Below are 13,029 nucleotides of genomic sequence, written 5' to 3'. Positions count from 1 at the left end.
AGGCGCACAAGCCCGTCACCGGCCCTGGAACCGCCCGCGCCGGTCCATCCGCCGAGGACTCCGGCAAGGCCACCGGAACCGGACTACCGGGCGCTGTACGAGGAGACCCGCACCAAGCTGACCAGTGCGGAGGCCAAGGCATTGTTGGAGCCGTCGTCGTGATCGATTCCATGTGTGGCATGAATCGCGGGACGGCGTGAACTGGGCTGGTCGAGCACCGCGATCGCGCTGCGTCACTGCGGCTGACCTGCGGATTTTCACGTGGGGCGCCTCCGTCGTCTACCTGGGTGAGGGGGACGACGGCAGGAAGGAAGAACGAGATGTCGGAGACCATCAGCTCGACGAACCGGGACGACGCGCGGGAGAACGCCGGCAACCGTCCGTTCAAGGTCACCGTTCGAACGTTGGCCGGTCACAGCTTGAAGGACAACGTCAAGCCGGACGACGCCGTGGCCGAGGTGACCGACAGGGCCGTGAAGCACTTCGTCGCCAAGGGTGAGCTGACCGCGAGCGACTACGCGCTCACGCTGCCCCGCACGGGCGGTGAGGCGGAGCTGGATCCGACCGCGACGCTGGCTGAAGCCGGTGTGGTTGAGGGCGACGTGCTGGTCCTCGTCAACCGCAAGCCGCAGGTGGACGGCTGATGGCGCTGCACGCGGCCGTCTTGGCCGACCTCTTGGACGCCGAGGTGGAGCTGGCGCGCCGCCGGCTGGGCGCGCGTGCCTTCGATCTTCACCGTGAAGGGACTGCTCTGCGGATGACCCTGGTCCGGCCGGATGGGTCGTGGATCCTTCGGCTCGACGGGACGCGGTACGACGCTGAGCCGTTCGACGTCGCGTTGGTCGACGAGGACGGCGCCGTGCTTCCGGTCGAGCGGTGGATCCCGGGCTTCGCGCACGGGATCCACCCGGTTCTGGGCGTGCCGTGGGTGTGCGTGAGCGGAACGCTCGGCTATTACGCACACCAGAGCCATTACGCCGAGAGGTGGGATGCGGTCCGGTACGTACTCCGGGCGGACACCCTCATCGCGCATCTGCTCGTGAAAGTCGGCCTATGAGCACCTTGATCGTGCCCGCCGAGGTTCTCGCGCGGGCGGGCGCGTACTTCGAGGAGTGCGGTGCCTGCGGCAACGAGGGCACAGCCATGATCAAAGCCGGTCCGAACGGGGTGGCGTTGGTCATCCCGGACCAGGTTCCGAGGCGGGGCGCGACAGGAGTCTCGGTCGAGGTCACCCGGAAGGGACAGATGGAACTCGCCTTGGCCCTCGACGCCGACGAACTCTACGTCGCGAGGATCCACTCGCACCCGTACGAGGCGTTCCACTCCCGGGCGGACGACGCCAACCCCGCGCTCACCCACGAAGGCGCCCTGTCGGTCGTGGTGCCCTTCTTCGGCCTGGGGCTACGACGCGGCTTGGACGCCTGCGCGGTGCTGCGACGTGAAGGTGGACGCTGGCGCGACCTCCCCGTCGGCACTCGCGACCGGTGGATTCGGACCGAATAGGAGAAGCCGATGGACATCGACCCACGGCTGCGCCTCCTGGGAGCGGGAGGTGGCGGCACCGTCGCGCCGCAACTGCTGCGAGCGCTGGACGACACGCATGTCGTGATCCGAACCGGCCCGGACATGGCAGGCGCGTACACGACGGCGCTCGCGGCGTTCGTCACGATGGCCGCCCGTGTGTTCGGCGGCGTGTCCGTCGAGTCCCCCGTGACTCTGGCGGCGAACTGGTGGAACAGCACCGGGACGACGGAACTGCTCGCTGCGCTGCACGCGGTGCGCCCGCAGCCCGCCGATGCCGCGCGCCGGGACATCGTCGTGACGTTCGGCGACCAGGTCGCACCGGGTGACTTTGGCATCGGGGGCGACGACTACACCGTCCGCCTCGGCCGCAGACCTCAGCCGTTGGGGCCGTTGCCGAACCATGCCCTCGGAGTGCACGCGGCGAGCTGCTTGATCGTCAGCCAGTTGCTGCTGGAAGTGCTTAAACGGCAGGGCTTTCCCGGCGTGCCCGTGGAGGAGTCCTACGTCACCAACCTGGTCGACTACCGGCTGACCGCTGCGCCCGAACTGCGCGCCGAATCGACCTCCGTGTCCGACGCACGCCCGCTGCGCCTCGCCGTCGCGGGTGCCGGCTCGGTGGGCAGCAGCACCCTGGCGCTGGTGGCGACCGCGCTCGCCCCCAAGCTGACCCCGAACCCCGTGGCTCGGCCGATCGAGATCATCGTGATCGACGCCGACACGATCGACTCCCACCGCAACCCGTTCCGCTACCCAGCCCTGCTCGGTGGTGAAACGGGCTGGAAGGCGGAGTTCCTCGCGGCGCGCCTGACCGACCTCGGGCTGCCCGCCGTTCCGGTTCCCCGGACGGTCGCAGAGTGGGCTCGTGAGCGAGACGAGCCGGGGTTCGACGGCTTGATCGTCTCGTCGGTGGACACCATCGGCGGTCGGCTGGACGTGACCGACGTCCTGGCGCGCTCGACACTGTCGGTCGGGGTGTCAGGGCTGGCGCTGCACGCGCAGCGTGAAGGGTTCGCGGACGGGTTCGCGTGTCCGTTCTGTGACTACGTCAGCGCGGACCCGCCCCAGACCCAGGCTGGCGTGTACGCGCAAGCCACCGGGTTGACCGTCGAACGGGTGCTGGCGCTGCTGCAGGACGGGGCACGGCTGACGGTGGCCGATGTCGACACGGCCGTCGCCGCGGGCAGGTTGTCCGCCGCCCGGCGGGAGTCCCTGATCGCGGCGCCTCTGAGCGATCTGGTACGCCAGGCATACGCGGAGGTCGAAGTTCGTGGCGTCGGCGGCCAGGCGTCGGCAGACGACGTGGTCGCCGTCGCGGCGCCTCAGGTGTCGTGGTTCGCGGGCGTGGTGGCCGCCGCGGAGGTCGTCAAGCAGTTGACCGGCCTGCCCCTCGTCGACCGCCGGGTCGATGTCGATCTGAGCGGGCTACCTCCCGGGTTGGTGCGGCGGGCGGCGGCCGACCGAACCGGTCGCTGCCTGTGTCGGTCGGGCACGCGCATCCGGTGGTACCGCAAGCTCTACCGTGGTCACACCAGCACCGACGGCGGCCTACCCGCTGGAGTGTCGTGACCGTGAGGCACACGGGTCGACCTCATACTTCACTTATGAGCGACGACCGGGAATCGCCAGGGGAGGAAGCAGACGCCGCGTCGGGAACGCCGACCCGGGTCGACGTCCCGGCGCTCTACCAGCGTTACCACGCCGTGCTGCACGCCTATGCGACTCGGTTCCTGCCCTCCGACCGGCACGCGGACGCCAACGACGCGATGATGACCGTGTTCAAGCGCCTGGTCGACATGAAGGCGGAAGGCAGGCTTCAGGAGCAGCCGAACTGGGAGGCGTACCTCAAGCTCGCGGTCAAAAACGCCTGCCTGGACATCCTGAGGACCGACCGCGATCATGAGGAACTCGACCCGGAGGATCCGTGGATCCACCGCGAAGCGCCTGCGGACCCCACGGGCGACACGGTCGTCGACGCGGTGTCGCGGCAGGAGGAGCTGAGGCTGGCCAACGCGGCGTTCGAGGTGTTGGACGCGACGGATGTCAGACTGCGCCCCATCGTGATAGGCAAGCTCATCGAGGAACGCACGAACCGCGACATCGGTGCGCAACTCGACCTCACCGGTCAGAGAGTCGGGCAACTGTACGAGAAGGCCCTGACGTTGCTGCAAGAGGAGGTGAACCGGACCCATGACCAATGACCACGCCAGGTCAGAGCACGAATCTGGTCCCGACGTGACGCCGATCGACCGCGCGCTCCAGGCGCTGCGACGAGGCCAACCGATCCCTCCCGAGCTGGCCCTCGACGACGCACAACGCCAACTTGTCGATGACCTCGCCCCTTGGCTGGACGCCCTGGAAGCCGCAGCGCAGTCCACCTCACCGCCCTCGGAGACAGCCATCGGTGGCGCTCCGCCCGTCCGCCGCGACGATCCCGTCGCGCAGATGCTCGGACTCGTGCCCGACCCGGACGTCGCCCTCGACGGTCGCAAGCTCGCCTTGGCGCGTAAGAGGGCGAAGCTCAACCTCGCCCAGTTCCTCGAACGCCTCAACAGCCGCGGCTGGGACGCGACCCTTCAGCAGGCGTTCCAGTGGGAGCAGAACTCGACCGTTCTGGCCCCGGCTCTCGTCGACGCGATCGCCGATGAACTCGGTGTCGACCGCCGGAACCTGGCGGCCTCTCCGTGGGCCAGCAACGAGCATGGTGACTTGTTCGACGACGACCGTGTCCGCGCGTTCCTCGCCGACTGGGCAGCCGAAGTCGACGTACCGGTCGAATTCTTGCGCGAACGCACGGGCAAGATGCTCACCACGGCCGCCTTTCGGAACAAGACCAGCGGCTCGGTGGAGGGCCTCCTCGGCGTCCTGCGGACCTTGAGATCCATTCCCGATCTGCTGGAACGCCCATGACCCGTAAGCAGCATGCCACAAGAATCGCCAACAAGGTGCCGTCCTATCTGCGCCAACTGCTCAGTGCGGATCCTCATGCAGCCCTGACGGGCATCGGTCTCCACGTGAGATCGGTGCCGGAACTCAGAGCCCACCGCGGAGCCGGCGGCTGGTGCGACGGACTGTCGATCACAGAACTCGGCACTATCCTCTACGCGCAAACGACCGACTCCCGCCGCGAGAATTTCACGCTGCTGCACGAGTACGCGCACCGGCTGGTCTCAAACGACGCCGAAGCGACGGTCTGGCTGGCCGACCAGGACGAGCCGAACACCGTGCTTGAGCGGCTCTGCGACGACATCGCGGGGATCCTGCTCCTCCCGGAGCACGTCGTCGACCGCGTCGTGGGCCACGGGCCTGTGACGGGGCAGCACCTCCTCGACCTGTTCCTCCAGACCAGTGCCAGCCAGGTCGCCTGCGCGATCGCCCTGGCGACCCGACTACCGTGCACGGGCGCGATCATGCTGACCGACCGGTCGACGAACAAGGTCGTGTACGCCGCCCTGGTCGACAACCCCAGCGTCTACCCGAGCAGGAACCAAGACGTACCCACCGACCACCCGTTGTCCCGAATTCTGCCCCGGCAGCAGGTGTGCCGCGAATCCTTCTGGTCAACCCCGTGGGGAACGCGACATACCTACTACATCAATGCGACGGCCAGAGAAAAACGCACTTACAGCGTCCTCGCCGAGCTCGACCTCTGGAATGTCGCAAGCCTCCACTTGAACAGGCCCGGATTCGATGACGACGGACGCCCTCAAACCCCAGTGAGCTGCGCGTGCGGATTTAACGGCATCATCAGCGGATGGCCTTGCCCTGACTGCGGAAAACCTTACTGCAAGAAGTGCGGCCGATGCGACTGCGAGCGAAGAGCGGCGCTCACCGAGCGGTGCAAAGGTGGCTGCTCCCTACACCTTCCGCGTCACACGCTGATCAACGGCGTATGCGACGATTGCAGGTAGGGACCGCGACGACATCGCGAAACCGGCTACCGCGACTCGACCCTGCGGCCTGCCGAAGCGTCGTCCGTGCAGGTCAGGCGGCGTGGAGGGTGTCAAAACTCTGCACTGCGGCACTGAGCTGCGGTGATCGCGCACCACGAGCAGTAGGAGCATGATCGTGAGACGTGGCGCTACGACTGCTGTACCTGATCTCGCCGGGCCAACCTTCGCCCGCGGTTGGACTGGGCGGACCGTATGGTGCTCGCCGCGTTGGTGCGACGCCTGCCTGGCTGGTTAGGGGAACACCGGTTGATGACACCGGGGACCCTCCTGCGATGGCACCGGTACCTGTTCGCGAAGAGGTGGACCTACCCCAGTCGCACCGGCCGACCGCCGGTCGACGACACCGTCGTGGCGTTGATCGAGCGGATGGCCCGGGAGAACGCCGGGTGGGGCTACCACCGGATCCAGGGTGAACTGCTCAAAGCTGGGCCACCCACATGGGTCGAGTCGCTGCGCTGTCGACCACCCGGCCCAGCAGCCCAGCGCCGCCGCAGCCTGCAACACCGCGTCCAGAACCCGCTGTTCCAGTCCGCCACCGACCAGCCGGGCACGGAACTCGGTGACCGGACGAAGATCGGGTACAGCAGTCGTAAAACCACGCTTCACGATCATGCTCTCACAACTCGTGGTGCGCGATCACCGCAGCCCAGCGCCTCAGTGCAGAGTTTTGGAATCCCACAAGGCACGCAGGTGGTCCAGAACGAACCGCACCATCAGCACGGTCGTGCCGGAACCGGCACGACCCATCACCAGCCGCCTGGGCGGAATCCTCGGGGTAGGTCCTGGATCCTCGTTGGTCCTGCGGAACCAGTGAGGGAGACGAGCCGGGCAGCGGCCGGACTGGTGCTACACGCTGGGTTTGAATAGCCCTGTATCTGTAGGGTTCGGAAGCCCTAGGTCGCGGAGGTACGTCAGCCTGGCGTTGATGGCCGCCGAGAAGTGCCGCCAGTCCAAGCTCGCCACAGGCTCAGTCGGCTTGGGATCGGCAGCGGAGGAGGTAATGTAGCAAATCGAGTCGTAAATCCCTTCCGCCATGAGTCGTTCACAGAAAATGGCGAAACGCTCTTGATAGGAGCTACCCTCCCAGATTTCCTCGGCCGGAAAAGCCGCGCCCTTCACCGTCTTGACCGGTGAACGTGACCCCTTAGCGTCCTCCATGATGAAGAAATACCCTAGCCAGGGCTTCTCGCCGGGAAACAGGTCGGCGAGTGCGGCTCGTCGGAGGTCGACAGCACTCCCCAGTGCCTCTTCGACTCGATTATTGTAGTTGTTACCGAAGGAAGGGCCGCCGAGTGCCTTTAGTTCAAACGCCGCTACTAGAGTGTCCTGGTGGGCTACGACAACGTCCCACTGCTTCTGCGGTCGGTAGTAACCCGGCAATTCCAACTTATGACTCTTGGTGACCCGGATATCTTCGGCCGGGTACCCGGCCTCAAGAAAAAACTTTGCAATTAGCGCGACGATGGAGTCGAAATGCTTGCCACCTCGAACGGATCCAGCCGTGCCCGCGCCTACCTTCTCCTTGATCGCCGATAGGTCATTTTGAGTTTGTTTGGCTCCCCAGTACGCAGCAACAGCATCCTCGAAATCTTGGCGGCTGACCGTCAAGAGTCCCCCTCTAGTCCGGAAGCTCTGTTAGCCCATAGGCGCGCAGTGCGGCGCGCGTCGCGGCCTGTACGTCACGTCGCTCAAACGCCTCCGCCAATGCGGCCCGGTCCACCTCGTTGATTGTCGCCGGGTCGGGCACGCGGATCCTGCGAAGGTACTGGGCCTGGAACCGCATGGTTCCGCCGCGCATCTTCACCGCGTAGGCGGCCACGAACGCCTCCGCGACCTTCGAGAGTAGCAGGCCGCCCAGCACCCGCAGGTCCCAGACGTCCGAAACGATGTAGTACAAGTTGTGGTGAGGGTACAGGCCGCTCGAACCACCCTCGTCAAGCACGGGGTGGATGGTCAACTTCATGTCCGGGAACAGCAGCTTCGGTCGCCTCGTGAGCTGATGGTCGACCTTGTCGATGGTCTTGTACCAGCGGTCAGGCTGCTTGACAGCGATGTAGCGCTTACGCAACGCGTCACCATGCTGCGTGAAGTAGCGGGCCAGACGCGGATAGGCGGAGAGGTCCACCAGGTTGCCCTGGGCATCCCACGGGTTGACCAGGTAGGAGCCGTGCCAACTCAGAGCGCCACTGGTCGTGTCCCGCACCATCGCCAGCGGAAGAAGACGATCGCTCTCGATCTCTTCCGTGTCTCCGTGCTGGACGATGAAGACCTTGTCAGCGCCGGTCGCAATTCCGATACCGACTCGCGTACCTGTGGCCTGGTCTTCCAAAAGCTTGAAGCGGTCGCTGAGGTCTTCTAGGACTGCAAGTCGCGCCGGAGAGGCCGCAGGCCAGGAGTCGTCTCCCGGAAACCAGTGCGGCAGCCGCGCGGCGTGGTAGGTCGCCTTGTTCACAAGCGGCTCGGTGCTCCCCGCGACCCAAGAGAAAAGCTCTGCGGCTTGCTCTGGCCCGAACGTCGGCGCTGTATCGGCCGCGATGGCGGATCCCTGCGGAGCGTTCCTGATCACTGTGATCGCTGGGTACGCCGACACATGCTCATCGAAAACATCGACGTCGTGCATGGTCAAAACGAATTCAACGCTGTAGCGACTGGTCACCATCTCGCGAAGTCCTCGGCCGTACTGGTTGCGCATCCAGCGGTCGGCGCAGATAAACGCGAGCCGTCCTTGAGGCTTTAGGCTTCGCAGGCCAACCTCGTAGAAGCCAACGTAAATATCCGCCCTGCCGCCCATCGTCGGGCAGGCCGAGCGGTACGCGCTCATGCGCGCATCCGGAACGTCTTCAAGCCGGATATACGGCGGGTTGCCTACGACGAAATCAGCGCTCTCCGACCGGTATCCGTGCAACAGGTAATCGCCCTGCCCGATCCAGGCGTGCACGACCTTCTCGACGTGCGCAGGCTCCCAGCCATCGGCGAGTAGCTGTTGGGTAACAAGCTCGCGGCTCAACTGCACGTTGCGGTCGAGCAGGTCGAACGCCTCGACGGCGTGCACAGCGTCCAGCAGTGAACGCCCGTGGGCACGACATGAAGCGCCCAGTCGCTCGGCTATCGGTCCGAGGAACGCTCCGCCACCACATGCCGGCTCAACGATGACCGTCTCGGCGAGGTCACGGTCAGACGTGTACCCGACCAGGTCGAGCATCGTCTCGACCACCCATCGACGGGTGAACACCTCACCGTGCCGGACGGCTTCCCGCAGAGACTCCGGAAGGTCCAGCGAGTCGAGACCGAACAGTTCGCCAGTTGCCACTGCACGACCCTATCCGGCGTCCGACAGACGCCCTGACATTGAGTCCACGACTCGCCAGCAGCAGGGCCGGGCCAGCCGCAACATGTCCTGCGTGCTCTACCTCGTGTGGATCGACCTGGAGCCCACCGAGGTGCCCGGCCGCGACAGTCACCGCCCACCGCAGTGAGGCGTGGCGGCGCGGCTGGCTGTTCACCCACCCGTGGCCGCACCGACCGGCCGCGACGGGTTCAAGGTCTGGTGCGAGCGACAGCCCGCAATCACCAGCACCTGCGCAAGCGATCCAAGAGCTGTGGCGGAAGGTTGCGGGCTGGGCTGGCAGGGCCGACCAGTCGACGAGCCGGAGAAAGATCAGGTGTAGCAGTCGTAGCACCACACCTCGCGGTCAGGCCTCTTACTGCTCACGGTGCGCGATCGCGTGTTCGCGTCATGTGCACTTTCCGGTGCCCACAGGCGTCGGTGTAACGCCTCCACGAGCCTGCTCGACCAACGTTTCAACGGACGATCAGTCACACGATCGAGCGGTCCGTTGAAGTCAGGTGGAGCGAGTGGGATTCCCCTAGCTGCATAAACGGTCCAGAAGTGCTGGAATATTCGCGAAAGCAACCATGGAAGTTGCTGGTAGATAGCTGAAGCTCTTCCACGCCCTCGATGCTCCGCCGGAGGAGGCTCGCGCTCTCAACGCGGTGGGTCGGCACGCGGCGCGGCTGGGCCTTCACAACACCGCGCGGCAGCATGGCCAAGCCGCGCTCGTCCTGACCCGGCAGCACCACGACCCCAGTGGCGAGGCAGCTACCCTGGACAGCCTCGGCTACATCGACCACCTCGCCGGAGAGCACCAAAGGGCGGTCGAACACTACGGCCAGGCGCTCGCCGCGTTCCGGGCCATGGGCGACACCTACTCGGCGGCACACAGCCTCGACGGTCTCGGCCACCCCCACATCGCGCTCGGACAGCACAACCAGGCCCGCGAAGTGTGGTACGAGGCACTGGAGCTGTACCGGCGGCAAGGATGCGATACCGACGCGGACCGAGTGCGGCGACAACTCCAGGACCTCGACGCTGGCCTCTCGTGACCCGATGACCCTGAAGCTGCTGTCCATTCTCGTGGCCATGCCGCGTCTCCGGGTCCTCCCGCGGCGGCGTGGTGTTCATGGTCGAGCGGATCGCCTCCGGCTGCTGGTCGGGTGGCACTCGCCTGTGGGGTGTAGAAAGCCGAGCACAGGGCCTGACCTGTGGTCGGGCGGCTGCGTGGGTGCGGGAGCTAGTCGACTCCTACTCCGACCGACTTCGCGCCCGAACCCACAACTACTCCATAGCCGCCGACAAGCTGGTGGACGTCCTCGTCGACCGCGACGAGGTCGACGAGTTGCGAGCGCGCGCCGACAACCACAACACTCAGGCGGCCTACCGGCTGGCCGACCTGCTCGTCGACCGCAGTGACCTCGACCAGTTGTGAGCCCGTGCCAATGCAGGCGATTCCGCTGCCGAGGCGAGGCTCTCCGACGTCCTAGCGGATCGTCGCGCGATGACCGAGCTTCGCGCCAGAGTGCGCGAGCACCCGGACGACTTCCAAGCTCCCGAACGGCTGGTACGGCTGCTGGTCGCCCAGAGTGAACTTGCCGAGGCCCATCGCATACTGCTCACGCAGACGCAGAAAGGCGCCCCACCGCGCCGCTCGGTGGCTCCCTGAACTGCTGGTCTGGCTGGGCCGCCCCGAGGAGGCCCGACAGCTCGCCCGCTACGGCCTCGACACCGACGGCTCCCCGGCCACTCCCACGGACGAGGTGTTCCGATGACCGGGGAAGACTGCCGCTACACGCCACCCACCGAGCCGGATGAAGATCAGGTACAGCAGTCGCAACACCACCTCACAACCAGGCATTGAGTCGAAGGGGCCCGATCGTCGCAGCTCGGCATCGCGGTGCAGACTTTCGGCACCCTAAAGGTTGTAGCGTCGTGTACGGGGTGGTCCGACTGGGTGGTGTGCACTGTTGGCGGGTGGTTCGGGGACAGGGTCGGGTGAGACTGGGGTCCGTGGACGAGGCGGAGGTGCGTAACCAGATCGGCGGCACTGTGATGGGTGCGGTGGTGCAGGCGGGCACGATCGACCAGGTGGTGCTGTATCAGCAACCGCAGGCGGCCGTGGCACCGGTACCACGGCAACTGCCCGCGGTGGTGCGGGATTTCGCCGGTCGTGACACCGAGCTTGCCGCCCTGGACAGGATTCTGTCACCCGACAGCGTCACCGTGGAGCCGATGGTCGTGGCGGTGGACGGTACCGCCGGGGTGGGGAAGACGTCGTTGGTGGTGTGGTGGGCACGCCGGGTGGAGCAGCGGTTTCCCGACGGCACGCTGTTCGTCAATCTGCGTGGGTACGGGCCGAGTGCGCCGGTCGAGGCGGGTCTGGTGCTCGCCTCGTTCCTTCAGGCGCTCGGGGTTGCCGAGGAGCGGGTGCCGGCCGACCTGGACGCGCAGGGTGCGTTGTACCGGTCGTTGTTGGCGGGTCGGCGGGTGCTGGTCGTGCTGGACAATGCCGCTTCCGCCGAGCAGGTGCGTCCCCTCTTGCCCGCTGCGGCAGGGTGTGCGGTGATAGTGACGAGCCGGGCGGTGTTGACCGGGCTGGTGGTCGTCGACTCCGCGCGTCGTCTGCCGCTGGAACTGTTCAGGCCCGAGGAGGCGGTCGGGTTGGCCACGCGGGTGATCGGCCCGGATCGTGTGGCCGCGGAGCCCGCCGCAGTGGAGGAGTTGGTGCGGTTGTGCGCGCGGTTGCCGTTGGCGGTGCGGGTGGCCGCGTCCCGGGTCGCCGCCCGCCCGCACACGGCAGTCGCCGACGTCGTCGCCGATCTGGTCGACGAGCAGGACGGGTTGGATGCCTTGAGCGCGACTGGAGACGACCGGAGCGCGGTGCGGACCGTGTTCGACTGGTCCTACACCCGCCTGTCCGTCGAGCACGCGCGGACTTTTCGTCGCCTGGGCCTGCATCCGGGTACCGAGTTCGGTGTGCATGCTGTCGCCGCGCTCACCGGTCTGGATCGGAAGACCGCGTCGCGGCACCTGGAGGTCTTGGCCGATCTGCACCTGGTCGAGCCGGTGGCGCACGGCCGGTACCGGCTGCATGATCTGCTGCACGCCTACGCCGCCCACCGTGCCCTGCTCGACGACACCTCGGAGCAGCGGCGGGCGGCGGTGGACGCGGTGGTGTCCTGGTACGCGCGCGCCGCGGTCGAGGCGGACCGTCGGGTGTTCGCCGCCCATCCGTCCCCGGATGTCGGTCTCACCGGGGATGCGGCGCCGATGGAGCTGGCCGATCGAGGGCAGGGCTTGGCCTGGCTGACCGCGGAGCGCGCCACGTTGGACGCCGTCCAACAGCAGGCGGGTGCGCACGGTGCGTACAGGGAAGTGACGGCGGTGGCCCTGGCGATGCGGTTTCTGGTGTTCCGGTCACGCGTCCTGTGGCCGGCGCGGATGCGGGCGGAGTCCCGCGGCATCGACGCGGCGCGGGTCTGTGGTGACCGGCAGGTCGAGGCGGCGCTGCTGGTGAGGCGGGGGGACACTCTCCAGAAGATGGGCGAGTGGGACGCCTCCGACACCGATCTGCACGCCGCCCTCGCGCTGGCCGGGGAATTCGGGGACGAGGCTCTGTACGGCAGAGCGTTGGCGGGCCTGGGGCTCAGCCGGGTGCTGCAACAGCGGTTCGCCGACGCCGAACCGTACTACCGGCGGGCACTGCCGCTGGTGCGAGGTCTGCCCAGTGGCTACTACGAGGCGATTGTGCACGCCAACCTGGCCCGGATCACCACTCGGCTCGGGCGGCACCGGGAAGCGCTCGACCACGCCGAGCAGGAGTTGGCGCTGCGCCGTACGGCCGGTGTACCCGACGGTGTTGCCTACGCCCTGCACAACGTCGCCAGGGCACGACAGGGCCTCGGCGACGATCAGACCGCGATCGATCTGTGTCGGCAGGCACTGGCCCTCTATCTGGCCGAAGCCGGTAACGACCTGTACGTGGCCGCCACGCTGGAGACCCTGGCGACGTCGCTGCGGCAGGTCGGCGACCACGAGGGCGCGGTGCGGTGTCTGACCGAGGCGGTCACGGTCCTCACCGACCTGGGCGATCCGCACGCCGACGTGCTGCGCGGGGGGGGGGGGGGGGCGCGGGCCCCCCCCCCCCGGCCCCACCCCTGAGCGACCCTCGTGCGCCGGGTTGTGTGGTTTGGGGACGGAGGTGGGGGCCAGCCGGCGCGG

Annotated in this window: 13 protein-coding genes; 11 read left to right on the top strand and 2 right to left on the bottom strand. The window is 67.1% G+C overall.

Annotation, left to right across the window (positions count from 1 at the left end; all coding sequences use genetic code 11):
* Positions 1-320: 320 nt before the first annotated feature.
* Genes ACFXGA_RS25490 through ACFXGA_RS25460 form a run of 7 tightly spaced genes read left to right on the top strand, consistent with a single transcriptional unit; the run spans position 321 to position 5,432 of the window.
* On the top strand, positions 321-644 hold the full coding sequence (locus ACFXGA_RS25490; RefSeq protein WP_378091832.1) for an EsaB/YukD family protein: 324 nt from the start codon (positions 321-323) through the stop codon (positions 642-644).
* Positions 644-1,057, top strand: coding sequence for a hypothetical protein (locus tag ACFXGA_RS25485; RefSeq protein WP_378091830.1), 414 nt, complete (start codon positions 644-646; stop codon positions 1,055-1,057). The genes ACFXGA_RS25490 and ACFXGA_RS25485 overlap by 1 nt, the downstream gene beginning before the upstream one ends.
* A gap of 11 nt (positions 1,058-1,068) precedes the next feature.
* A complete protein-coding gene (locus ACFXGA_RS25480; protein WP_378091828.1) occupies positions 1,069-1,503 on the top strand; it encodes a hypothetical protein in 435 nt (144 codons plus the stop codon).
* Positions 1,504-1,512: 9 nt separating this feature from the next.
* The gene (locus ACFXGA_RS25475) at positions 1,513-3,090 is read left to right on the top strand and encodes a hypothetical protein (RefSeq protein ID WP_378091826.1); all 1,578 of its coding nucleotides are present in this window, start codon (positions 1,513-1,515) and stop codon (positions 3,088-3,090) included.
* A 35-nt stretch (positions 3,091-3,125) separates the two neighbouring features.
* Complete coding sequence (locus ACFXGA_RS25470; RefSeq protein WP_378091824.1) at positions 3,126-3,722, top strand: RNA polymerase sigma factor; 597 nt, start codon at positions 3,126-3,128, stop codon at positions 3,720-3,722.
* Positions 3,712-4,431: a hypothetical protein gene (locus ACFXGA_RS25465; protein ID WP_378091822.1), complete on the top strand. Its 720-nt coding sequence runs from the start codon at positions 3,712-3,714 to the stop codon at positions 4,429-4,431. Before ACFXGA_RS25470 ends, ACFXGA_RS25465 begins: the two co-directional genes overlap by 11 nt.
* On the top strand, positions 4,428-5,432 hold the full coding sequence (locus ACFXGA_RS25460; RefSeq protein WP_378091820.1) for an ImmA/IrrE family metallo-endopeptidase: 1,005 nt from the start codon (positions 4,428-4,430) through the stop codon (positions 5,430-5,432). Before ACFXGA_RS25465 ends, ACFXGA_RS25460 begins: the two co-directional genes overlap by 4 nt.
* A gap of 888 nt (positions 5,433-6,320) precedes the next feature.
* Here ACFXGA_RS25460 and ACFXGA_RS25455 read toward each other — a convergent pair.
* Positions 6,321-7,082, bottom strand: coding sequence for a PaeR7I family type II restriction endonuclease (locus ACFXGA_RS25455; RefSeq protein WP_378091817.1), 762 nt, complete (start codon positions 7,080-7,082; stop codon positions 6,321-6,323).
* Positions 7,083-7,092: 10 nt separating this feature from the next.
* The gene (locus ACFXGA_RS25450) at positions 7,093-8,784 is read right to left on the bottom strand and encodes an Eco57I restriction-modification methylase domain-containing protein (protein WP_378091815.1); all 1,692 of its coding nucleotides are present in this window, start codon (positions 8,782-8,784) and stop codon (positions 7,093-7,095) included.
* Positions 8,785-9,410: 626 nt separating this feature from the next.
* Between ACFXGA_RS25450 and ACFXGA_RS25445 the strand changes: the two genes are divergently transcribed.
* The 4 genes from ACFXGA_RS25445 (at position 9,411) to ACFXGA_RS25430 (ending at position 12,969) form a co-directional block, all read left to right on the top strand.
* On the top strand, positions 9,411-9,857 hold the full coding sequence (locus ACFXGA_RS25445) for a tetratricopeptide repeat protein (RefSeq protein ID WP_378091870.1): 447 nt from the start codon (positions 9,411-9,413) through the stop codon (positions 9,855-9,857).
* Positions 9,858-10,036: 179 nt separating this feature from the next.
* Complete coding sequence (locus ACFXGA_RS25440; RefSeq protein WP_378091813.1) at positions 10,037-10,240, top strand: hypothetical protein; 204 nt, start codon at positions 10,037-10,039, stop codon at positions 10,238-10,240.
* 69 nt (positions 10,241-10,309) lie between these two features.
* Positions 10,310-10,474, top strand: a complete 165-nt coding sequence (locus ACFXGA_RS25435) for a hypothetical protein (RefSeq protein WP_378091811.1) — start codon at positions 10,310-10,312, stop codon at positions 10,472-10,474.
* A gap of 344 nt (positions 10,475-10,818) precedes the next feature.
* Positions 10,819-12,969, top strand: a complete 2,151-nt coding sequence (locus tag ACFXGA_RS25430) for an ATP-binding protein (RefSeq protein ID WP_378091809.1) — start codon at positions 10,819-10,821, stop codon at positions 12,967-12,969.
* Positions 12,970-13,029 lie beyond the last annotated feature (60 nt).

Source organism: Actinosynnema sp. NPDC059335, assembly GCF_042752395.1.
GTDB lineage: Bacteria > Actinomycetota > Actinomycetes > Mycobacteriales > Pseudonocardiaceae > Actinosynnema.
The sequence above is the reverse complement of the archived record's forward strand: the minus strand, read 5'-3'. Positions and strand labels throughout refer to the sequence as shown.